Below are 19,379 nucleotides of genomic sequence, written 5' to 3'. Positions count from 1 at the left end.
TCGCCTTACTTCAGGAAGCCCTTGGACTTCAGGAAGTCCTCGGCCACGGCCTTGGCCGGTTCGCCGCCCACCTGCACGCGGCCGTTGAGGTCCTGCAGCGTGACGAGGTCCAGGCTCTCGAAGATCGGCTTCAGGATTTCCGCGATCTGCGGGTTCTCCTTCAGCACCGCCTCGCGCACGATCGGCGCCGGCTGGTAGACCGGCTGCACGCCCTTGTCGTCGTCGAGCACCACCAGGCCCGACGGGGCGATCGCGCCGTCCGTGCCGTAGACCATCGCGGCGTTCGCCCCGTTGGTCTGGTCGGCCGCGGCCTTGATGGTCGCCGCGGTGTCGCCGCCCGACAGCACGATCAGCTGCTCCGGCGACAGGGTGAAGCCGTAGGTGGTCTGGAACGCCGGCAGCGCCGCCGCCGAGTTCACGAACTCCGACGACCCGGCGAGCTTCACCGTGCCGCCGCCCGCGACCCAGGCGCCGAACTCGCTCAGCGTGGCCAGCTTGTTGGGTTCCGCGACGTCCTTGCGGACTGCGATCGCCCAGGTGTTGTTGGCCGGCGACGGGGTCAGCCAGACGATCTTGTTGGCTTCCAGGTCGAGCTTGGCGGCCTCCGCGTAGGCTTTCGCCGCGTCCTTCCAGAGCGGATCGTCGGCCTTGTTGAAGAAGAAGGCGGCGTTTCCGGTGTACTCCGGATAGATGTCGATCTCGCCGGCCGTGATGGCCTGGCGCACCACCGGGGTTCCGCCCAGCTGGATACGGTCCTCCGTCTCGATGCCGCCGGCCTGGAGCGCGAGGAGGATGATGTTGCCGAGGACGCCGCCCTCGGTGTCGATCTTGGACGAGACCACCACCTTGGCGTCGGCCGTCGTGGCGAGAAGGCTCGCCGCCAGCGCGGCGGCGGTCAGGGCTGTGAGGCGCATGCTTGTATTCCCCTTGGGTTCAAGTTGCTGAACAGACGCTGCAATATTGGCCGCTTTTCCGATCACGTCGGCGCATGGCTTTTCGTGAACTTGGGATCCAACGCGAAAAATCCATCTATTTCCGCCATCGGCGCGATGCGCAGCAGCTGCTCCATGGCGGAATCCGATCCGAGGTCCTCCTCGATCGCCTCAACCTCGGCCGAAAGCGGGCGGTCGACTTGATAGAACGCAGCATGGGCTCGAGCGATCCCGTAGATCATCGCAACAACCCCGCACGGCTTGTCGCCCGCGATGTCCATCGCCTGCGCGGCCAGTAGCGCCTCCAGCGCCGCGAGGCGTCGGATCGCCTCCACCTGCCGCTCGAAACGCTCCACCACCAGCGGCAGGAACGCCGCCTCGTCCTCCAGGCCCGCCGCCACCACGAGGGACTGCGCCGAGATCGGCTGCGCCATGGAGAGCACCCGGGCGAACAGCTCGCCGGCCAGCTTGATGATCGGCCCGAAGCCGGTGGCGATGCAGCCGGCCGGCACCAGGTTGATCGGCAGGTCGCGCCGCATCCCGTTGCCGATCAGGACGCAGCGGTTGAAGCTGTTGCGCGCCGCATGGGCGAGGGCGAGGCTGGCAGTCTGCATGGTGACCGCAACATCCAACGGCAGCGAGCCACCGGATGTCAGGATCCTGCCGTTGATCACCACCGGGTTGTCGTCGTTGCGCCCTGTTGCCGCCACCACCGTCTCGCCCGCCTTGGCAAGGCTGTCGAACACCATGGCGAACACCTGCGCCATCATCCGCAGACTCAGCGGATCCTGCACGTGCGTCACCGGCGCGATCCCGGACGAGCGCGACGCTTCATAGAGCCACCGCCCGGCCGAGGCCTCGTGCGGCGTCCCGACATAGGCGGCCGCCTCCCACGGGTCGGACGAGGCGCCCATCGCGCTCGCGCTCGCCAGCGCCGCCGCCAGCAGCGACCGCACGCCGCCGGCGCCCCGGCGCAGCGCGTGCGCAGCCGCAGCGTAGCCGACCGCGTTGACGCTGATCGAGGCGAGGCTGTCCTTGGGCGCCATCCGGATCGGCTCGAGCCCCGCCGAGGCGAGCGCCAGCGTTGCCGGCATCCGCCGCCCGACATGCACCGCCTCGCCGACGCCGGTCAGCACCGCGCCGATCTGTCCCATCAGCCCGATATCCGCGCAGCCAATCGAACCGGTCCGCCGCACCACCGGCACCACGCCCGCGGCCAGCAGCCGGACATAGGCGTTGACCAATTCCGTCGTGCAGCCGACCCGTCCGCTGAGCGCCGTATTCACGCGGATCGCCATCGCGTTCCGGACCACGTCCGCCGGGAACGGCTCGCCGGTGCCGAAGTGATGCGCCCGCACAAGACCGGCATTGAACGCGTCCAACTCGTCAGGCGAGAGCATCACGTCCTTCATCGCCCCGACGCCGGTCGTCGCGCCGTAGACCGGGATGCCCGCCGCGATCGCGGCGTCGAGGTCCGCGCGGCCGCGCCGTACACGCTCCATGCCGGCGGCGTCGGGCAGGATGATCGCGCTTCCCGATCCGATCTGCGCCATCGCGGAGAAGCTGAGCGGGGTTCCGTCGAGGGTCAGCGTGGTCAGCTGCTTGGTCATGGCATCCGGTCTGCGGGGGCGTTCTTAGGCGGACTGTAGGCCCGACTGTTCTCCCGCGGGATATCCCATTTCTTGAACACCGTATGTGCTAGCGTGGGTCCTGCACGGTTCCTGTGCGATCTGCGGAGCCCGATGTGGATACTGGCACCCTCGTGATGGCCGACGTCGTTTTGCAGTCGGGCGTGGTACGCGCCGCCGCCCGGCGGATCGGCCGCCCGCCGGCGACGGTTTCGGTCGCTATCCGGCGCCTGGAGGAGGAACTCGCCGTCGATCTCGTCCACCGGGTTGGGGCCCGGCTGACGTTGACGCTGGAAGCCGCCCGCCTGGCGGCCCCGCTTGCCGAACTGCGCCGTCTGTCCGAGGCGCTGATGGCCCCGGGCGCTGCCGACGGGGACCGCACCGCGCTCGCCATCGAACGCGCCGTGTCGCTGGAGGCGCTCCGCCGCTTCGCCGAGGTGGCCCGCGTCGGCAGCATCCGCCGCGCCGCCCTGCGGCTCGGTATCGGCCAGCCGCAGCTGACCCGCCAGCTCACCAACCTGGAGGCGGCTCTCGGCGTCCGCCTGCTCGACCGCGGCGCGGCGGGCTGCGGCCCCACCGAGGAAGGCCGCCGGGTGCTCGATGTCGCCCGTGAGATCGACGCCGTTTGGAGCCATCTCGCCGGCACCGCGCGGCAGGATCGGCAACGCCGCATCAACACCGTGCGGTTGGGCTCCATCGTCCCGCTCGGCCAGGAGAGCCCGATCGCCCGCCTGCTCGCGGCGCTGCTCGCCCGCTGGACCGCCGAGGCCCGCGCCTACCGCCTGGCCCTCACCAGCACCACCGCAGAGATCCTGGTCGACCAGCTCCGGAGCGGCGAGCTCGACCTCGCCGTGCTCGACACCGATGGCCGCGTGGGCGGACTGGAGGGCGAGCAGTTCGGCCGCTCACGGCTCGCCATCGTCGGGCATCCCGGGTTCGCGCGTGGAAGGCAGCCGGAGGAGATACTGACCTCCGAAAAGGTCGCGGTGCAGAGCCTGCGCAGCGGCCTGCGCCAGACCGTCGGCCGCGTCCTCGGCGAGGCCACCAGCCCAGCCGAGCGCACGCCGCCGAACTTCGTGGAGGTCGACAGCATCCCGGTGATCGTCAACCTCGTGGTCGCCCACCGCTACGTCTCGGTCCTGCCGCGCGCCTCGCTCGCAGGGATCGTCGGCGACTTCGACATCCTCGAACTCGATCCCCGCTTCGACCTCCCGCTCTGGCTGGTCTGGCAGCCGACCGACCCGGTCCGCCGCTTCAGCCGGCAGATCCTCTCCATCATCGCCGACCTCTGACGCCGCTCGTCAGGTGGCCCGCCCGTCCGGCTCGCGCCTGGAGCAGGCGGGCGATCTGCGCCAGGTTCAGGACGATGAAGAACACGTTCCAGGCCACCACGTTCAGCATCGGAACGGGCTGGTTGTAGAAGTAGACGGCCAGGCACGTCGCCGCCGTGACGGTGAGGAGCCGGAGGCGCAGCATGTCGAGGGTGAAATAGGCGACCACGTAGAGAAGGTTCGCCGCGTTGATCAGCAATTCCATGGCAGAAACGACTCTGGATAGGCGCCCGGCACCGCCGGGCGCGTCGGTTCCTCGGCCCGGCAGGTTCAGCGCCGGATTTCGAGGATCAGGTTGAAGGGGGTGGCGAGTGCGCGGCGAAAGCGGGTGAAACCGGCCTTGCGGAACACGTCGGCGAGCCGCGCCTCGCCGGCCTGCGCCCCCAGCACCATGTGGCCGCCTTCCGAGATCGCGTGGGCGCAGCAGATCGTCGTCGACGCTGCATAGTAGAGCCGCGCGACGGGCGAGACGTTGTCCTCCACCCGGTCGTTGGCAAACGGTTCCACCAGCATCACCGTGCCGTCCGGTGCCAGGACCTCGGCCGCGTGCCTGGCCGCCGCCACCGGGTCACCCATGTCGTGCAGGCAGTCGAAATAGCAGATCAAGTCATAGCCATCGCCCGGGAAGTCCGCGGCTCGGCCCTGCGAGAACCGCGCGCGGGCGTCCACGCCGGCAGCCGCAGCGGCTTTCCGCGCTTCGTCTACGGACGCGGGATGCGCGTCGAAGCCATGGAAATGCGAAGCCGGGAATGCCTCTGCCATCAGCACGGTGGAATGCCCGTGGCCGCAGCCGATATCCGCGACCCAGGCCCCGGAGGTCAGCTTCTCCACCACGCCGTTCAGCGCCGGCAGCCATTCCGGCACCAGGCTCGCCCGATATGCGTTCCGATAGAAGGCCGCGACACCGCAATAGAGACGGCCGTCGTGGTCGCCCCACGGGATGCCGGCGCCGGTTCGGAAAGCGTCCACCGCCTTCAACTCGTCGGCCCACATCGATGCCGGTACGGACCAGGCGTTCGGAATGAACACCGGACTGTTCTCGTCTGCCAGGATGAAGGCCTGTTCCGGCGACAGCTCGTAGGTGCCGCTGACGGCGTGGTAGTCCACATAGCCGCCCGCGACCTGCGAATTGAGCCACTCGCGAACGTAGCGTTCCGCGCATCCCGACCGGCGGGCCAGTTCGCGCGCGCTGATCGGGCCGACGCCGGCCATCGCCTTGTAGAGCCCGAGCCGGTGGCCGAGGCTCACCATCACGCCCCCGTAGCCCGCGGATAGATCGCCCACCGCCCGTCCGATCAGGGCGTCCAGTTTTGTCGGGTCCATGCTGTTGGTCTGCGCGGTCGTCATGATCCGCATCTCCTGTTCGATAGGTCGGACTGTTCCGAGCCGGGCGGACACTCGCAGGCGCAGTGTCGGGGCGGCAGAGCGGGACGGGCCGGAACAGGTCCGTTCGTGCCATTCGCGGACGATTGCCCTCGGACGAGACCACCACTGCGCTTGGCACCGCATGACCGTTGGAGCTAGTCTGCCCGCTCGACGACGCCGGGGCCTCACATGCCGCGCCACCCAGCTTCGACGGGATCCGACCCGCTCCACGTCAGTCTCCTCGCCATACCCGAGGCGGTGGTCTCGACCCTGAGCGGTGTGTTCGACGTCCTGAATGCCTTTGCCATCGTGCCCCAGTCCGGCAAGCCGCCCGTTGCCCCGCCGCCGTTCCGGGTCGAGATCGTTGGACTGCGCGCCGGGCCGCTGGAACTTGCCAGTCATGTGCCGGTCACCGTTCAGCGCGAGATCGCTTCGATCACAGCGACCGACATCGTCATCGTCCCTTCGGTGCTGCTCGGACCGGCAGGCTGGCAGAAGGGGCGGCACCCGGAGCTCGTGGCGTGGCTGCGCTCCATGCATCAGCGCGGCGCGCTGCTCTGCTCGGCGTGCTCGGGGATCTTCCTTCTGGCCGAGACCGGCCTCTTCGACGGCATGGATGCGACGGTGCATTTCGGCTATGCGCGCGCCTTCAAGGAGGCCTATCCGCAGGTGCCGATCCATCCGGAGCGCGTGCTCGTGATCTCCGGCCCGCGGGAGGAGTTGATCTCCTCCGGCGCGTCGATGACCTGGCACGATCTCGTGCTCTACCTGATCGCCCGTTTCGCCGGCGCGACGGCTGCCCAGTCCATGGCGCGGTTCTTCGCCCTGCAGTGGCACCAGGACGGACTCGCGCCCTACATCGTCTTCGAGGGCCGCAAGGATCACGGGGATGTCTCCATCCAGGCGGCGCAGGAGTGGGTCGCCACTCATTTCTCCGTCGCCAACCCCGTCGAGGAGATGATCCGTCACGCCGCTCTCACCGAGCGCACCTTCAAACGCCGCTTCACCCAGGCGACGGGTGTCAGTCCGATCGCCTACGTCCAACGCTTGAGGATCGAAGACGCCAAGCGCCGCCTCGAGCGGACCGAAGCCTCCGTGGACGAGATCAGCTGGCAGGTCGGCTACGAGGATCCGGCCTTCTTCCGCCGGCTGTTCAAACGCACGACCGGCCTTACGCCGGGCACCTACCGCCGCCGTTTCCGCATCCCGGACTTCGCCCGGTCCGTAGCCCGGTCGCAGCCCTGAGACGCGGCCTCCTTGCACGGCCGCCGTCCTTGGACGAAGCACTCGTCCGCCCTGCCAGAATTGCCCCCTGCACCTGAGCGGCGCGAAGGCCTAGAGTCGACGCCACGAGTGCCCGACAGGGCTCTATTCCATGGAGGACGGCATGAAGACGCGCAGGCTCGGCAGGAACGGTCCGGACGTCTCCGCGATCGGCCTCGGCTGCATGGGCATGACCCACGGCTATTTCCCCATCCCCGACCGCGGGGCGATGATCGACCTTCTCCGGTCGGCCTATGAGAAGGGCGTGACCTTTTTCGACACGGCGGAGGTCTACGGCCCCTTCACCAACGAGGACCTGCTCGGCGAAGCCCTGCAGCCGATCCGAAACCAGGTGGTGATCGCCACAAAGTTCGGTTTCGACATCGATCCGGCGACGGGCGTCCAGCGTGGCACCAACAGCCGGCCCGACCACATCCGCGCCGTGGCCGAGGCCTCGCTGAAGCGTCTGCGCACCGACCGCATCGACCTCTTCTACCAGCACCGCGTCGACCCGGCGGTCCCGATCGAGGACGTGGCCGGCACCGTCGGCGAGCTGATCCGCGAGGGCAAGGTGAAGCACTTCGGCCTGTCGGAGGCCGGCGCCCGCACCATTCGCCTGGCGCACGCCGTTCAGCCGGTCACGGCTCTCCAGAGCGAATACTCCCTGTGGTGGCGCGAGCCGGAGGCCGAGATCCTGCCGACCCTTGAGGAACTCGGCATCGGCTTCGTCCCGTTCAGCCCGCTCGGCCGCGGCTTCCTCACCGGCGCCGTCACCGAGTCCACCAGCTTCGAGGACAAGGATTTCCGCAGCGCCCTGCCGCGCTTCTCGGCCGAGAACCGCAAGGCCAACCAGGCCCTGGTCGACCGGCTGGCCGCCATCGCCGCCGCCCGCAAAGCCTCGCCGGCCCAGATCGCGCTCGCCTGGCTCCTCTCCCGCAAGCCCTGGATCGTCCCGATCCCCGGCACCACCAAGCTCAGCCGCCTGGAGGAGAACCTCGGCGCCGCCGAGATCGACCTGACCGCCGACGATCTGCAATCCATCGGCGAAGCCCTGGCCGCCATCACCGTCGTCGGCGACCGATACCCCGCCGATCTCGCCGCACAGACGGCGCGGTGACGGACTATCCCGTGCGGGCGAGCGGATGGCGCGACCGCCAGGCTGTGCTGGACCGATGCGATTCGGCGGTCCGGAGCTGATGGCGAAGCTTGTCCGCCACATCAGCGGACAGGCTTCGTCTCTCGAGAAGGTCCGCCGCTTCCGCCGCCGTGACGATGAGATGCCGACCCGAAGGCATGCGGACGGCGATCGCGCCGGCTGGCTCGAAGAACGCCAGCGCGTGGCCCGTTTCGTCGATCGGCTCGAAGAAGCTCGTCGGATCGATCAACAGGTTCAGCTGGTAGGCCCGCTTTCGCAGAAGCAGCCAGATCATGATGTTCCGGTGGACGGGCAACTCCGCCGCTGCGCGCGGTATGCGTCTCTGGAACAGCCCCTCGAAGGAACGATGCGCGTCCAGGTGGGCGAGTTCGCCATGGACCGCCAGCGCTGCTCGCTTGCTGATCGCGTAGAAGCGGACCGGCTTCCGTCCGTCCGTCAGGAACCGTGCGAGATGCAACTCCGTGAAACTCGCCCGCGCCTCCATGCGCAGCGCGACCATGAAGTCGAGCAGATCGATCGAGGCCGGTTCCTTGCTGAAGTCGCCGTCGCAGCGCTTCAACAGGAACGAATGCGTCATCAGCCACGCGCTCGGCCGCGCCACCCGCTGGGTTTCCACGTCGAGCGCGCGTTTCATCATCGCCGCTTCAATGTCGTACCCGTCGTCGCCGTCTGCCATCGGAGCCTCCCATCTCTGCTTCGGGAGGCTAGCCGTTCCGCGGAGCGGCGTGAATCCCGGCAGCGGCGGTTGGTCGACGATGCAGAGAGCAGTGTCTCATTTCGGCACAGAGCACGCGCGCCACTCCGCTTCGGGCCGGCGTCATGGCAGTGGCGGAGTTCGAGGATTTCGCCCAGGCGATGCGCGCCAAGCTCCTCCGCGAAATCGGCACGCCGACGCTGTCGTTGCTGGACAAACCGGCTCTTGCCGATCTGCATCCGTGACGGTTGCCGTTTTCGTCGCCTTTCGTTTCGCCGCGCGGTGCAGCCGGACAGCCCGGGTCAAACTTCCACCGGTCCGGTGTCGGCGCTCAACCGAGGATCAGCCGCGCCAGGTCATCGGGCGAATGCGCCCACGCGTCCGGCAACGCCCGTGCGAGCGCTGCTTCCGAGGCGAGCCCCCATGTGACCGCGACCGCCCGTATCCCGGCTTCGCGCGCCGCTTCCACGTCGCGAACCTCATCCCCGATCGCCACCGCCGACGCCGGATCGACGCCGCTCGCCGCGGTCATCCTCGACAGCTTGCGCGCTTTCCCGTACAGCGAGGCGTCGGCCTCGACCCGGGCCACCCGGGCCATGGTCTCGGGCCCGAGGATCCGTGCCACGTTCTCGGCCGCGTTCGAGGTGACAATCCCGACCGCGCAGCCGCCGGCGTGGATCCGCCCGATCAGGTCGGCCGTCCACGGAAACGGCCGGATCGCGTCGATGTCTGCCGCCACGGCCTTGCGCATGTGGGCTGCGATCAGCGGCAGCTTCCACATGGGGACACCGAGTCTGGCGATGATCTCCCGGTTGGAAAGCCCCCGAAGTTCCTCCCGTTCCTCCGGAGCGACGCGCCGGAACCCGAACCGGTCCGCGACGGAGTTCATGGTGCTGAAGACCCAATCGGCGCTGTCGGCGAGCGTGCCGTCGAAATCGAAGATGGCGAGGCGAATGGACATGTCCGCGGCCTATCAAATCCGTTGCCCCTCCGGCAAGGCTCTCCCGCCCGATGCCCGGTCGGCTCCACCGCCCCTCCCGACGCTAGGACCTTGACTGTGACACTGCAAGGATGTTTGTAACATTCCATGCTGAACGATCTCCAAGCCGTCCCCGCCTTCGTCGCCCTCGGACATCAGGTCCGCCTCGACGCCTTCCGGCTCCTCATCAGGAACGGGACGGAGGGCATGCCCTCCGGCGAAATCGCGGCGGAGCTTTCCGTTCCGCCCACCGCCATGTCGTTCCACCTTTCCACGCTGGAAAGGGCAGGGCTCGTCACCTCCCGCCGGGACGGCCGCCATATCCGCTACGCCGTAGCGATCGACCGGGTCCGCGACCTCATCACCTTTCTCACCGCCGATTGCTGCGGCGGTCGTCCCGAGATCTGCGGTGGTCTGACCGCACCGTCCTGCAACTGTCCCTGACCGATCGCCGCGACCCGCGCGCCCGGCCCCTGGAGGCTTCATGCCCGTCACGATCTACCACAACCCCGCCTGCGGCACGTCGCGCAACACGCTCGCGATGATCCGGGCATCCGGCGAGGAGCCGGTCGTCATCGAGTACCTGAAGACGCCGCCGTCCCGCGAAACGCTCGTCGACCTGATCGCCCGCATGGGGCTCGCCCCGCGCGCCCTTCTGCGCGAGAAGGGCACGCCCTATGCCGACCTCGGGCTCGACGACCTCGCGCTGACCGACGACGCCCTGATCGACGCCATGCTGGCCCACCCGATCCTGATCAACCGCCCGATTGTGGTCTCCGACAAGGGCGTCCGCCTTTGCCGCCCATCCGAAGCGGTGCTCGACCTCCTCGACAACCCGCCCGAGACCTTCACCAAGGAGGACGGCGAAGTCGTCGCTGCGCGCGAGGGAGATGCCGCATGAGCCTCTTCGAGCGCTGGCTCACCCTCTGGGTGACCCTCTGCATCGTCGTCGGCATCGCCCTCGGCCATCTCGTTCCCGGCGTCTTCCAGGCCGTCGGCGCGGCCGAGATCGCCAAGGTGAACCTTCCCGTCGCGGTGCTGATCTGGCTGATGGTCATCCCGATGCTCCTGAAGATCGACTTCGCCGCCCTCGGCGAGGTCACCCGCCACTGGCGCGGCATCGGCGTGACGCTCTTCATCAACTGGGCCGTGAAGCCCTTCTCCATGGCGCTGCTCGGCTGGATCTTCATCGGCTGGCTGTTCCGGCCCTATCTGCCGGCCGACCAGATCGACAGCTACATCGCCGGCCTGATCCTGCTCGCCGCCGCGCCTTGCACGGCGATGGTCTTCGTCTGGTCCAACTTGGTGAACGGCGAACCGCGCTTCACGCTCAGCCAGGTCGCGGTGAACGACGCCATCATGGTGGTGGCCTTCGCGCCCATCGTGGGGCTGTTGCTCGGCCTTTCCGCGATCACGGTGCCCTGGGAGACGCTGCTGCTCTCCGTCGTGCTCTACATCGTCATCCCGGTGATCATCAGCCAGGTCGTGCGGCGCGCAATGCTCGCCTCCGGCGGCGAGGCGGCGCTGGCCTGCCTGCTCGCGCGGCTCCAGCCGCTCTCGCTCGCCGCGCTGCTCGCCACCCTGGTGCTGCTGTTCGGCTTCCAGGGCGGCGAGATCATTGCCCAGCCCCTGGTGATCGGCCTGCTGGCTGTTCCCATCGTGATCCAGGTCTACTTCAACGCCGGTCTCGCCTACGTCCTCAACCGCTGGAGCGGCGAGGCGCATTGCGTCGCCGGTCCCTCGGCCCTGATCGGTGCCTCCAACTTCTTCGAACTCGCGGTCGCCGCGGCGATCAGCCTGTTCGGCTTCGGCTCCGGTGCGGCGCTCGCCACGGTGGTCGGGGTGCTCGTCGAGGTGCCGGTCATGCTGTCGGTCGTCAAGATCGTGACCGCCTCGAAGGGGTGGTACGAACGAGGCGCCCAGGTCCGGGCCGCGGCGGAGGTCGACGCTGCGCCGCGCAAGGCCTGACGCCGGCGCTGCTCACACTGGCGGCCGCCGAACCGGTTCGCCCCTCGTCCGTTGAAGGGGAGGGCGCTTGCCGAGAGGACCCGCATGCCGACGACCGCCGCCAAGAGGGCCCTTTTTGAGACCGCCTCCGCCGCCCGGTCCGCACTGCGGGGCGCCGGCCGCGCGGCGGCGACGCGCGCCGTCCTTGAACGCGCTGCCGAAACCCTCGGCGGTTGGCCCGGCACTGTCGGCCTTTACGTCGCCATCCGCGACGAACTCAACCCGATCCGCCTCGCCGAGAGCCTTGCCGCCGGCGGCCGCGACCTCGCCCTTCCGTGCACGCCCGAATGGGGCAGGCCGATGGTGTTCCGCCGCTGGTCGCCGGGCGATCCGCTTGTCCGCGGCCGGATGAACGTGCCGGAACCGGCGCCCGACGCCGACATCGTCGTGCCCGACGCCTTCCTCGTCCCGCCGGTCGCCTTCGACCGTCGCTGCTTCCGGATCGGCTACGGCGCCGGCTTCTACGACCGGACCCTCGCCGCCGTCCGCACCGTCCGCCCCGACCGACCGGTCCGCACCCTCGGCATCGCCTTCGCCTGCCAGGAGGTCTCTGCCGTCCCCGACGAGCCCCACGACATCCCCCTCGACGCCATCGCCACGGAGCACGACCTGTTCCGCCGGCCCTGACCACCGCACGTGCCAACAGCCCGGCGGCACGCCCCGGCATCGCGTCTGTCTAGGAAAGGAAGGATTGGCTGGGGGACCTGGATTCGAACCAAGACTAACGGAGTCAGAGTCCGCTGTTCTACCGTTAAACTATCCCCCAGCGGGATCCGAGCGCCTCGCTTGGAGGCTCGGGCCGGAGATCGCGAGGCGGTCGCCGGCAGCGCGGTTCTGGTAGCCCATCGTCATCGGGCTGTCAACGACGTCTCGGCATACCTGTGCGCGTTGTCGGAGCGCGTCCGGCGCACGGGAACAAGCGCAGCGGCATTCCCGTTCCGGTGCTCCGATCGATCGGAATCAAGGAGTGGCACATGGACGAGGAAACCGAGGAACGGGTGCAGGCGCGCGCCTACGAGATCTGGGAACGCGAGGGCCGGCCCGAGGGCAGGGCGGCCGAACACTGGGACCAGGCCTGCCGGGAGCTCGGCGTCGAGGACGACACCCGCGTGCCGCTGGCCGCCGAGGGCATCTGACCGGACCCATATCCATCCGCCGGTCCGGAGCAGGTCAGCCCGCGCTTCGGACCGGCTCGGTCATGGCCGAACGATGGTCTTCAGGCCGCCCGCCTCGCCGGCGATCAGCCGCGCATAGGCCGCCGGTACGCCGTCGAGGTCCACGCTGCCGTCGATGACGGCCGAGAGCGCCTCCGCATACGCCGGCAGCAGGGCGATCGCCTCTGGCAATTCGTCGGCGAAGGCATGGCTGCCGGTCAGCGTAAGCTCGCGCTCCACCAGGATCGTGGGGTCGAGCGCCATCGTCCCGTGGTAGATCCCCACCAGCGCCAGCCGCCCGCCCGGCCGCATCGTCTGGACGAGGGTGGCGAGCGCGGCTGTGCTGCCCGTCGCTTCCACTGCATGGCCGAGGCCGCGGCCGCCGGTGGCGACGCCGATCGCGGCCGCCGAGAGATCCGCCGGCAGCGCGCCGGTCAGCCGGCACACCATCGCCTGCCGCGCCGGGTTTCGGTCGGCGACCAGCAGCGGCTCCGCGCCGCGGCGGGCTAGAATCAGCGCGGCGATCCCGCCGATCGTGCCGCAGCCGGCCACCAGCACCGGCTCGCCGGGCGGCGGGTCCAGCCGGTTCACGGCGTGAAGCGCCACGGCGAACGGCTCGGCCATCGCCGCGATCTCCGGTGGCAGGCCGTCCGGCACCCGGTGGAGCAGCCGCTCCGGCAGCAGCACCACCGGCGCGAAGCCGCCGTCGCAGGCCTCTCCCACGAAGCCCAGGCTCTCGCAGAGATGCCGCCGCCCCTCCCGGCATGCCGCGCACACGCCGCACCAGACGCGGCTGTCGGCGGCCACCCGGTCGCCCGGCTTCAGGCGGGTCGCGCCCGGGCCGACCGCCTCCACCACGCCTGTCAGCTCGTGGCCGGGCGTCGACGGCGCGCGGCTGATCCACTGGCCGGTGCGGAAGTTGTGCAGGTCCGAGCCGCAGATTCCCGCCGCCGTCACCTGGATGCGCACGAGGTCGCCACCTGGCGGGCCGGGGTCCGGCACCTCCTCCACCCGCAGGTCGCCAGCCCCGTAGAGCCGCACCGCCTTCATCGCCCGCGTTCCTTCATCTCCGCCAGCAGCCCGTCGCGGATCTCCGACACCGCGTTCGCGTGCGCCGAGAACCCCTCGTAGCGGGCGAGCACCCCGGCGTGGTGCGCCAGCTCCGCGTAGGCCGGCTCGGTGACGTAACCGACGGAAGAGCGCTTCATGAAATCGGTCACCGCCAGCGGACCGAACGTCCGCGCCCAGCCGGACGTCGGCAGCACGCAGTTCGGCCCCAGCACGAAGTTGCCGAAGGTGATCGGCGTGTGCGGCCCCATCAGCACCTCCGCGGCATTGGTGAAGCGGCCGAGGTGGCGGAACGGGTCCGTGGAGAGCACCTCCAGGTGCTCCGGCGCATAGTCGTTGACGAAGGCGTAGGACTCCTCCAGCGATCCCGTCAGCACGATCCCGCCGTGCGGACCGCGGAGCACCGTCTGCGAGAAGCCCACCCGCAACTCCGGCATCCGCGCCCACCAGCCGGGCAGGGCGGCCATCGCCGCCTCCGCCACCGCGGCGACGTGGGTCACGAGGTAGGCCGAGGAATCCGGCCCGTGCTCGGCCTCGATCAGGAGGTCCAGCGCCGCCATCCGCCCGTCCGCGGTCTCGTCGGCGAAGACGATCGATTCCGACGGTCCCGCCGGCGTGCCGGGATCGATCACGCCGGCCAGCAGCCGCTTGGCCGCCACCACCCAGGGGCTTCCCGGGCCCAGGATCTTCACCGCCTTGCGCACCGTCTCCGTGCCGTAGGCGGCGGCCGCCACCGCCTGCGCCCCACCGGTCTTGTAGACGGTGGAGACGCCCGCGATCCGCGCCGCCACCAGCGTCGCCGCGTCGGCGGTCCCCTCCGGCGTCGGCGGCGTCAGGATCGAGACCTCCGGCACGCCCGCCACCACCGCCGGCACCGAGGTCATCATCGTCACCGAGGGGAAAGCGCCCTTGCCGCGCGGCACGTAGAGCGCCACCGAGGGAATCGGGTGCCAGCGGTCGCCGGCGAAGGCGCCCGGCCGGATCTCCTTCAGCCACATCGGCTCCGGTTTCTGCTCCTCGTGGAAGCGGCGGATGTTGCCGACCGCATACTCGATCGCGCGGATCACCTCCGGCTCCACCGCCTTGAACGCAGCGTCGAACTCCGCCTCGCTCGCCTGGATGGCGTCGACCGGCACGGCGGCCTTGTCGAGCTCGCGGGCATAGCGGGCAAGCGCCCGGTCCCCTTCCAGCCGCACCGCCTCGATGATCGGCACCACCTTCTCGATGAAGGGGGTGAGATCCGATTCGGTGCGCTTCAGGAGATCGGCGCGGGCCGACGGCGAGAGCTCTGAAAGAACATGGAGATTGCAAGGTCGGGACATCGGTCACCCGGTTGGCGAAGGAGAAGATGGGTCAGAGCGAGGCGAGGGTGCCCCCGTCGACCGCCAGGCATTGCCCGGTCACATAGGCAGACGCGTCGGAGGCGAGGAACACCGAGATGCCCGCAAGGTCCTCCAGCGCCCCGAACCGGCCGAGCGGGATGCGCGCCTGCATCGCCGCGGCCCAGGCGTCGTTCTGGTAAAACACGTCGGTCAGCGCCGTGCGGAAGTATCCCGGCGCGATGCCGTTGACGCGGATGCCCAACGGCGCCCACTCCGCCGCCAGTGCCCGCGTCATGCCGAGCAGCCCGGATTTCGACGATCCGTAGGGCACCGCCGTCGGGATGCCGATCTGCGACGTCAGCGAGCAGATGTTGATGATCGAACCGCCGCGCCCCGCCGCGACCATGGCCCGCGCCGCCGCCTGCGCGGAAAAGAACGCCCCCTTCAGGTTGGTGTCGAGGATGCGGTCCCACAGCGCCTCCTCCACCTCCAGCGACGGGCAGACCTCCTCCATGCCGGCATTGTTGACGAGAATGTCGAGATCGCCCAGTGCCTTGGCCGCCTCCGCCATTGCCGCCCGCGTCCCCGCCACATCCGTCACGTCCTGCGCGATCGCCACCGCCCGTCCGCCGGCCGCCTCGATCGCCGTCACGGTATCCTGCAGGTTCTCCGCCGACCGCGCCGTCACCGCAACCGCCGCGCCCGCTCGCGCCAGCGCCTCCGCGATCGCCCGGCCGATCCCCCGGCTCGCCCCCGTCACCACCGCCCGCCTGCCCGTCAAGTCGAAACCCGAAAGATCCGCCATGCCCGCCCCCGCAACACGTTTCCCCATCAAATCGGGCGAGACGAGGCGAGGCAAGGGGAGGCGGCCCTGTCGCAGCCAGCAAATGGTCGAGACTGCCGTTCGGCCTCTTCCAAACCGCCCCATTCGTCTGTAAAGAGTATTTTTACCGGCAAAAAACATACATACGCCCCGGAGACGCCATCCACATGCCCCGTATCGTCAGCGCCATCGTCCGTGACGTCCGCTTTCCCACCTCGCGCGCCCTCGACGGTTCGGACGCCATGAACCCGGATCCGGACTACTCGGCCGCCTATGTCATCCTGGAGACCGATCAGCCCGGCCTTTCCGGCCACGGCCTCACCTTCACCATCGGCCGCGGCAACGACATCTGCTGCATGGCGATCGAGCGAATGGCCGAGCTCCTGATCGGCCTGGACCTTGAGTCCATCGAGGCCGATCCCAAACTCGTCTGGAACCGTCTCGCCCGCGACAGCCAGTTCCGCTGGCTCGGCCCGGAGAAGGGCGTCGTCCACCTCGCCACCGGCGCGCTGGTCAATGCCGCCTGGGACCTCCGCGCCAAGGCGGCCGGCAAGCCGCTCTGGAAGCTCCTCGCCGACATGACGCCGGAGGAACTGGTCGCCGCCGTAGACTTCCGCCACATCACCGACGCCCTGACGCCGGAGGAGGCGCTCGCCATCCTCAAGGCCGCCGAACCTGGCAAGGCCGAGCGCGAGGCGGTCCTGCGCCGCGAGGGCTACGCCGGCTACACCACCTCGGCCGGTTGGATGGGCTATTCGGAGGACAAGATGCGCCGGCTCTGCGCCGAGGCGATCGACGAGGGCTTCACCAATCTCAAGCTCAAGGTCGGCGGCCCGCTTGCCACCGACATGCGCCGCGCCGAGATCATGCGCGACGCCATCGGCCCGGACCGCATCCTCTCCATGGACGCCAACCAGGTCTGGGAGGTCGATCAGGCCATCGCCGCCATGGCCGAGCTGAAGGCCTTCTCGCCCTACTGGATCGAGGAGCCGCTCTCCCCGGACGACATCCTCGGCCATCGCCGCGTCGCCGAGGCCGTCCGGCCGATCAAGGTCGCCACCGGCGAGCACTGCCACAACCGCGTCATGTTCAAGCAGTTCTTCCAGGCCGGCGCGCTGGAGATCTGCCAGCTCGATTCAGCCCGTCTCGGCGGCGTCAACGAGCACATCGCCGTCCTCCTGATGGCTGCCAAATTCGGCATCCCCGTCTGTCCGCACGCCGGCGGCGTCGGCCTCTGCGAATACGTCCAGCACATCTCCTTCTTCGATTATCTCGCCGTGTCCGGCACCCGGCAGGGCAGGGTGATCGAATTCGTCGACCATCTTCACGAGCACTTCGTCGATCCCGTGATCATGCAGGACGGGCACTACCGCGTGTCCGACATTCCCGGCTTCTCCATCACCATGAAACCGGACAGCATCGAACGATTCACCTATCCCACCGGCGAAGGGTGGCGTTGACGCCGGCTTTGCGCGGTAATACGCCTGTATAACTGCGGCGCGAAGCTCCGGCACAGGGGCAGCGCGGCAGGCCAGCCAATGGGGACGTCATGTCGTTCAAAGCCAACAAAATCCGGACCGCCATATCCGCAGCCCTCTTCGCCGTCGGCGTGCTCGCCGCGTCCGGCGCCGACGCCAAGGACTGGACCGAGGTCCGCATCGCCACCGAAGGCGCCTACCCGCCCTTCAACTTCGTCGACGCCAACGGCCAGCTGCAGGGCTTCGACGTCGACATCGCCAACGCGCTCTGCGAGGCCATGAAGGCCAAGTGCACGCTGGTCGCGCAGGACTGGGACGGCATCATTCCCGCCCTCATCGCCGGCAAGTTCGACGCCATCGTCGCTTCCATGACGATCACCGAGGAGCGCAAGAAGACGATCGACTTCACCGATCGCTACTACCGCACACCGCTCGCCGTCATCGGCCCGAAGGACGCCGCCGAGGACGTCTCGCCGGAGGCCTTGAAGGGCAAGGTGATCGGCGCCCAGTCGTCCACCACCCAGGCCGAGTACGCCGAGAAGAACTACGTTCCGGGCGGCGCCGAGCTGAAGCTCTACCCGACCCAGGACGAGGCCAATCTCGACCTCGCCAACAGCCGCCTCGACGCCATCATCGGCGACAAGTTCGTCATCGCCGAGTGGATCAAGAAGGACGGCGCTGAGTGCTGCAAGTTCCTCGGCGACGCGCCGGGAACCACCTCCGATACCGGCATCGCCGTGCGCAAGGAGGATACCGACCTGCGCGACAAGCTGAACGCGGCCATCACCGAGATCCGTGCCAACGGCACCTACGACAAGATCCGCGCGAAGTACTTCGACTTCGACATCTACTGATCCGAAACTTGCATGACCCGACGCGGCCCTGCACCCGTGGGGCCGCGTTTTCTTATGGGCGAGGGGAGTTGGCGCGATGCGCAGCGACGCGGTGGTTCTGGGGGCGGGCATCGTCGGGGTTTCGGTGGCGCTCCATCTGCAGGCGCGGGGGCGGTCTGTCGTCCTCGTCGACCGCAAGGGCGTCGCGGAGGAAACCAGCCATGGCAACGCCGGCCTGATCGAGCGCGCCAGCGTCATTCCCTATTCCTTCCCGCGCGATCTGCCCTCGCTGATCCGCTACGGCCTCAACGGCCAGCTCGACGCCCGCTATCACCTGGGCTTCCTGCCCCGGATCGCCGGCTGGCTGTTCCAGTACTGGCGCCATTCCTCGCCCAAGCGCCTCAACGAAGCGGCCGCAGCCATGCTGCCGCTGATCGAACGCTGCGTGATCGAGCACGAGGTGCTCACCCAGCAGGCCGGCACCGGCGGCTTCGTTTCCCGCCGCGGCTGGATCGACGGCTATCGCACAGAGGCCGGCCTCCAGGCCGCCATCCGCGAGGCTGAGGGCCTCGGCGCCTACGGCCTCTCGTGGCAGCACCTCGACCGCGCCGCCCTGAAGTCGCTGGAACCGGACGTCACCGAAGCCATCGTCGGCGCCATCCACTGGCGCGACCCGGCCTCCGTCAGCGACCCCGGCGGCGTCGCCAAGGGCTACGCCGCGCTCTTCGTCGAACGCGGCGGCCGCATCGTGAAGGGCGATGCCCGCACGTTGGCGCAGAGCGGTTCGGACTGGACCGTCGAAGTGGAGGAGGGCCTCCTCACCGCCCGCGACGCCGTTGTTGCGCTCGGCCCCTGGTCGAACGACGTGCTCAAGGGCTTCGGCTATCGCATCCCGCTCGCCGTCAAGCGCGGCTACCACATGCACTACGCCCCAGCGCCGGGAAAGCGGCTCAACCATACGCTGCTCGACGCCGAGCGCGGTTACGTCCTGGCCCCGATGCAACGCGGCATCCGCCTCACCACCGGCGTGGAATTCGCCGACCGCGACGCGCCGCCGACCCCCGTCCAGCTCGACCGGTCCGAGCCCGTCGCGCGTGAGATTTTTCCGATCGCCGAACGTCTCGACCCGGAACCCTGGCTCGGCCGCCGCCCCGCCATCCCCGACATGCGCCCCGTCATCGGCGCGGCGCCCCGCCACCGCGGCCTCTGGATGGCCTTCGGCCACGCCCACCACGGCTTCACCCTAGGCCCCGTCACCGGCCGCCTCCTCGCCGAACTGATCACCGGCGAAGACCCGATCGTCGACCCCACTCCCTACTCGCCCGCCCGCTTCCGCTGACAAACAA

Annotated in this window: 21 protein-coding genes and 1 tRNA gene; 12 read left to right on the top strand and 10 right to left on the bottom strand. The window is 69.2% G+C overall.

Features of this window, described 5'->3' with window-relative positions:
• Nucleotides 1–5: 5 nt before the first annotated feature.
• Together osmF and HZ321_RS09595 are read right to left on the bottom strand one after the other, a co-directional pair.
• The gene (gene osmF / locus HZ321_RS09600) at nt 6–914 is read right to left on the bottom strand and encodes a glycine betaine ABC transporter substrate-binding protein OsmF (protein ID WP_181702063.1); all 909 of its coding nucleotides are present in this window, start codon (nt 912–914) and stop codon (nt 6–8) included.
• Between the two features lie 62 nt (nt 915–976).
• Complete coding sequence (locus HZ321_RS09595; RefSeq protein WP_181702062.1) at nt 977–2,542, bottom strand: aromatic amino acid lyase; 1,566 nt, start codon at nt 2,540–2,542, stop codon at nt 977–979.
• A 134-nt stretch (nt 2,543–2,676) separates the two neighbouring features.
• Here HZ321_RS09595 and HZ321_RS09590 point away from each other — a divergent pair, with 134 nt between their 5' ends.
• Nucleotides 2,677–3,852, top strand: coding sequence for a LysR family transcriptional regulator (locus HZ321_RS09590; RefSeq protein ID WP_181702061.1), 1,176 nt, complete (start codon nt 2,677–2,679; stop codon nt 3,850–3,852).
• Here HZ321_RS09590 and HZ321_RS09585 read toward each other — a convergent pair.
• Nucleotides 3,836–4,096, bottom strand: a complete 261-nt coding sequence (locus HZ321_RS09585) for a hypothetical protein (RefSeq protein ID WP_181702060.1) — start codon at nt 4,094–4,096, stop codon at nt 3,836–3,838. The genes HZ321_RS09590 and HZ321_RS09585 overlap by 17 nt on opposite strands.
• 65 nt (nt 4,097–4,161) lie before the next feature.
• Nucleotides 4,162–5,238, bottom strand: a complete 1,077-nt coding sequence (locus tag HZ321_RS09580; protein ID WP_181702059.1) for a class I SAM-dependent methyltransferase — start codon at nt 5,236–5,238, stop codon at nt 4,162–4,164.
• A 207-nt stretch (nt 5,239–5,445) separates the two neighbouring features.
• Here HZ321_RS09580 and HZ321_RS09575 point away from each other — a divergent pair, with 207 nt between their 5' ends.
• Together HZ321_RS09575 and HZ321_RS09570 are read left to right on the top strand one after the other, a co-directional pair.
• Nucleotides 5,446–6,501, top strand: a complete 1,056-nt coding sequence (locus HZ321_RS09575; protein WP_181702058.1) for a GlxA family transcriptional regulator — start codon at nt 5,446–5,448, stop codon at nt 6,499–6,501.
• A gap of 142 nt (nt 6,502–6,643) precedes the next feature.
• Nucleotides 6,644–7,636, top strand: a complete 993-nt coding sequence (locus HZ321_RS09570) for an aldo/keto reductase (RefSeq protein WP_181702057.1) — start codon at nt 6,644–6,646, stop codon at nt 7,634–7,636.
• 4 nt (nt 7,637–7,640) lie between these two features.
• Here the strand turns inward: HZ321_RS09570 and HZ321_RS09565 are convergent, their stop codons facing one another.
• Complete coding sequence (locus HZ321_RS09565) at nt 7,641–8,351, bottom strand: hypothetical protein (RefSeq protein WP_181702056.1); 711 nt, start codon at nt 8,349–8,351, stop codon at nt 7,641–7,643.
• A gap of 143 nt (nt 8,352–8,494) precedes the next feature.
• Here HZ321_RS09565 and HZ321_RS21660 point away from each other — a divergent pair, with 143 nt between their 5' ends.
• Entirely contained in the window at nt 8,495–8,614 is a 120-nt protein-coding gene (locus HZ321_RS21660) for a DUF1194 domain-containing protein (protein WP_244635748.1), read from the top strand.
• A gap of 86 nt (nt 8,615–8,700) precedes the next feature.
• Here HZ321_RS21660 and HZ321_RS09560 read toward each other — a convergent pair whose 3' ends face one another.
• Nucleotides 8,701–9,330 (bottom strand): HAD hydrolase-like protein, encoded by a 630-nt coding sequence (locus HZ321_RS09560; protein ID WP_181702055.1) that lies wholly within the window; start codon nt 9,328–9,330, stop codon nt 8,701–8,703.
• Nucleotides 9,331–9,456: 126 nt separating this feature from the next.
• On the opposite strand from HZ321_RS09560, the gene HZ321_RS09555 reads away from it, so the two are divergent.
• From HZ321_RS09555 to HZ321_RS09540, 4 genes are all read left to right on the top strand, one after another.
• Nucleotides 9,457–9,792, top strand: coding sequence for an ArsR/SmtB family transcription factor (locus HZ321_RS09555; protein ID WP_342343831.1), 336 nt, complete (start codon nt 9,457–9,459; stop codon nt 9,790–9,792).
• A gap of 40 nt (nt 9,793–9,832) precedes the next feature.
• Nucleotides 9,833–10,249: an arsenate reductase (glutaredoxin) gene (gene arsC, locus HZ321_RS09550; protein WP_181702054.1), complete on the top strand. Its 417-nt coding sequence runs from the start codon at nt 9,833–9,835 to the stop codon at nt 10,247–10,249.
• Complete coding sequence (arsB, locus tag HZ321_RS09545; protein ID WP_181702053.1) at nt 10,246–11,316, top strand: ACR3 family arsenite efflux transporter; 1,071 nt, start codon at nt 10,246–10,248, stop codon at nt 11,314–11,316. Before arsC ends, arsB begins: the two co-directional genes overlap by 4 nt.
• 84 nt (nt 11,317–11,400) lie before the next feature.
• Nucleotides 11,401–11,982, top strand: coding sequence for a 5-formyltetrahydrofolate cyclo-ligase (locus tag HZ321_RS09540; protein ID WP_181702052.1), 582 nt, complete (start codon nt 11,401–11,403; stop codon nt 11,980–11,982).
• 65 nt (nt 11,983–12,047) lie between these two features.
• Here HZ321_RS09540 and HZ321_RS09535 read toward each other — a convergent pair.
• Nucleotides 12,048–12,121 (bottom strand) — tRNA-Gln (locus HZ321_RS09535).
• Between the two features lie 208 nt (nt 12,122–12,329).
• Between HZ321_RS09535 and HZ321_RS09530 the strand changes: the two genes are divergently transcribed.
• Entirely contained in the window at nt 12,330–12,491 is a 162-nt protein-coding gene (locus tag HZ321_RS09530) for a DUF2934 domain-containing protein (protein WP_181702051.1), read from the top strand.
• A gap of 60 nt (nt 12,492–12,551) precedes the next feature.
• Here the strand turns inward: HZ321_RS09530 and HZ321_RS09525 are convergent, their stop codons facing one another.
• From HZ321_RS09525 to HZ321_RS09515, 3 genes are read right to left on the bottom strand one after another with little or no spacing between them, the layout of a single operon-like run.
• Nucleotides 12,552–13,559, bottom strand: a complete 1,008-nt coding sequence (locus HZ321_RS09525) for a zinc-dependent alcohol dehydrogenase (RefSeq protein WP_181702050.1) — start codon at nt 13,557–13,559, stop codon at nt 12,552–12,554.
• The gene (gene hisD / locus HZ321_RS09520; RefSeq protein WP_181702049.1) at nt 13,556–14,899 is read right to left on the bottom strand and encodes a histidinol dehydrogenase; all 1,344 of its coding nucleotides are present in this window, start codon (nt 14,897–14,899) and stop codon (nt 13,556–13,558) included. Before hisD ends, HZ321_RS09525 begins: the two co-directional genes overlap by 4 nt.
• 31 nt (nt 14,900–14,930) lie before the next feature.
• On the bottom strand, nt 14,931–15,704 hold the full coding sequence (locus HZ321_RS09515; protein ID WP_181702048.1) for an SDR family NAD(P)-dependent oxidoreductase: 774 nt from the start codon (nt 15,702–15,704) through the stop codon (nt 14,931–14,933).
• A 185-nt stretch (nt 15,705–15,889) separates the two neighbouring features.
• Between HZ321_RS09515 and HZ321_RS09510 the strand changes: the two genes are divergently transcribed.
• From HZ321_RS09510 to HZ321_RS09500, 3 genes are all read left to right on the top strand, one after another.
• Complete coding sequence (locus HZ321_RS09510) at nt 15,890–17,182, top strand: L-fuconate dehydratase (protein WP_181702047.1); 1,293 nt, start codon at nt 15,890–15,892, stop codon at nt 17,180–17,182.
• Nucleotides 17,183–17,271: 89 nt separating this feature from the next.
• Nucleotides 17,272–18,054 (top strand): ABC transporter substrate-binding protein, encoded by a 783-nt coding sequence (locus HZ321_RS09505; protein ID WP_181702046.1) that lies wholly within the window; start codon nt 17,272–17,274, stop codon nt 18,052–18,054.
• 76 nt (nt 18,055–18,130) lie between these two features.
• Nucleotides 18,131–19,372, top strand: coding sequence for an NAD(P)/FAD-dependent oxidoreductase (locus tag HZ321_RS09500; RefSeq protein WP_181702045.1), 1,242 nt, complete (start codon nt 18,131–18,133; stop codon nt 19,370–19,372).
• Nucleotides 19,373–19,379 lie beyond the last annotated feature (7 nt).

The sequence above is a fragment of the Chthonobacter albigriseus genome, from assembly GCF_013839445.1.
GTDB classification, from domain to species: domain Bacteria; phylum Pseudomonadota; class Alphaproteobacteria; order Rhizobiales; family Pleomorphomonadaceae; genus Chthonobacter; species Chthonobacter albigriseus.
The sequence above is the reverse complement of the archived record's forward strand: the minus strand, read 5'-3'. Positions and strand labels throughout refer to the sequence as shown.

Coding starts and splice junctions, on each gene's coding strand:
- HZ321_RS09525 (WP_181702050.1), bottom strand. CDS start 13,559: ATGAAGGCGGTGCGGCTCTACGGGGCTGGCGACCTGCGGGTGGAGGAG.
- arsB (WP_181702053.1), top strand. CDS start 10,246: ATGAGCCTCTTCGAGCGCTGGCTCACCCTCTGGGTGACCCTCTGCATC.
- HZ321_RS09515 (WP_181702048.1), bottom strand. CDS start 15,704: ATGGCGGATCTTTCGGGTTTCGACTTGACGGGCAGGCGGGCGGTGGTG.
- hisD (WP_181702049.1), bottom strand. CDS start 14,899: ATGTCCCGACCTTGCAATCTCCATGTTCTTTCAGAGCTCTCGCCGTCG.
- HZ321_RS09560 (WP_181702055.1), bottom strand. CDS start 9,330: ATGTCCATTCGCCTCGCCATCTTCGATTTCGACGGCACGCTCGCCGAC.
- HZ321_RS09585 (WP_181702060.1), bottom strand. CDS start 4,096: ATGGAATTGCTGATCAACGCGGCGAACCTTCTCTACGTGGTCGCCTAT.
- HZ321_RS09500 (WP_181702045.1), top strand. CDS start 18,131: ATGCGCAGCGACGCGGTGGTTCTGGGGGCGGGCATCGTCGGGGTTTCG.
- HZ321_RS09530 (WP_181702051.1), top strand. CDS start 12,330: ATGGACGAGGAAACCGAGGAACGGGTGCAGGCGCGCGCCTACGAGATC.
- HZ321_RS09570 (WP_181702057.1), top strand. CDS start 6,644: ATGAAGACGCGCAGGCTCGGCAGGAACGGTCCGGACGTCTCCGCGATC.
- HZ321_RS21660 (WP_244635748.1), top strand. CDS start 8,495: ATGGCAGTGGCGGAGTTCGAGGATTTCGCCCAGGCGATGCGCGCCAAG.
- HZ321_RS09575 (WP_181702058.1), top strand. CDS start 5,446: ATGCCGCGCCACCCAGCTTCGACGGGATCCGACCCGCTCCACGTCAGT.
- HZ321_RS09510 (WP_181702047.1), top strand. CDS start 15,890: ATGCCCCGTATCGTCAGCGCCATCGTCCGTGACGTCCGCTTTCCCACC.
- HZ321_RS09580 (WP_181702059.1), bottom strand. CDS start 5,238: ATGACGACCGCGCAGACCAACAGCATGGACCCGACAAAACTGGACGCC.
- HZ321_RS09565 (WP_181702056.1), bottom strand. CDS start 8,351: ATGGCAGACGGCGACGACGGGTACGACATTGAAGCGGCGATGATGAAA.
- HZ321_RS09505 (WP_181702046.1), top strand. CDS start 17,272: ATGTCGTTCAAAGCCAACAAAATCCGGACCGCCATATCCGCAGCCCTC.
- HZ321_RS09595 (WP_181702062.1), bottom strand. CDS start 2,542: ATGACCAAGCAGCTGACCACGCTGACCCTCGACGGAACCCCGCTCAGC.
- HZ321_RS09555 (WP_342343831.1), top strand. CDS start 9,457: ATGCTGAACGATCTCCAAGCCGTCCCCGCCTTCGTCGCCCTCGGACAT.
- HZ321_RS09540 (WP_181702052.1), top strand. CDS start 11,401: ATGCCGACGACCGCCGCCAAGAGGGCCCTTTTTGAGACCGCCTCCGCC.
- osmF (WP_181702063.1), bottom strand. CDS start 914: ATGCGCCTCACAGCCCTGACCGCCGCCGCGCTGGCGGCGAGCCTTCTC.
- arsC (WP_181702054.1), top strand. CDS start 9,833: ATGCCCGTCACGATCTACCACAACCCCGCCTGCGGCACGTCGCGCAAC.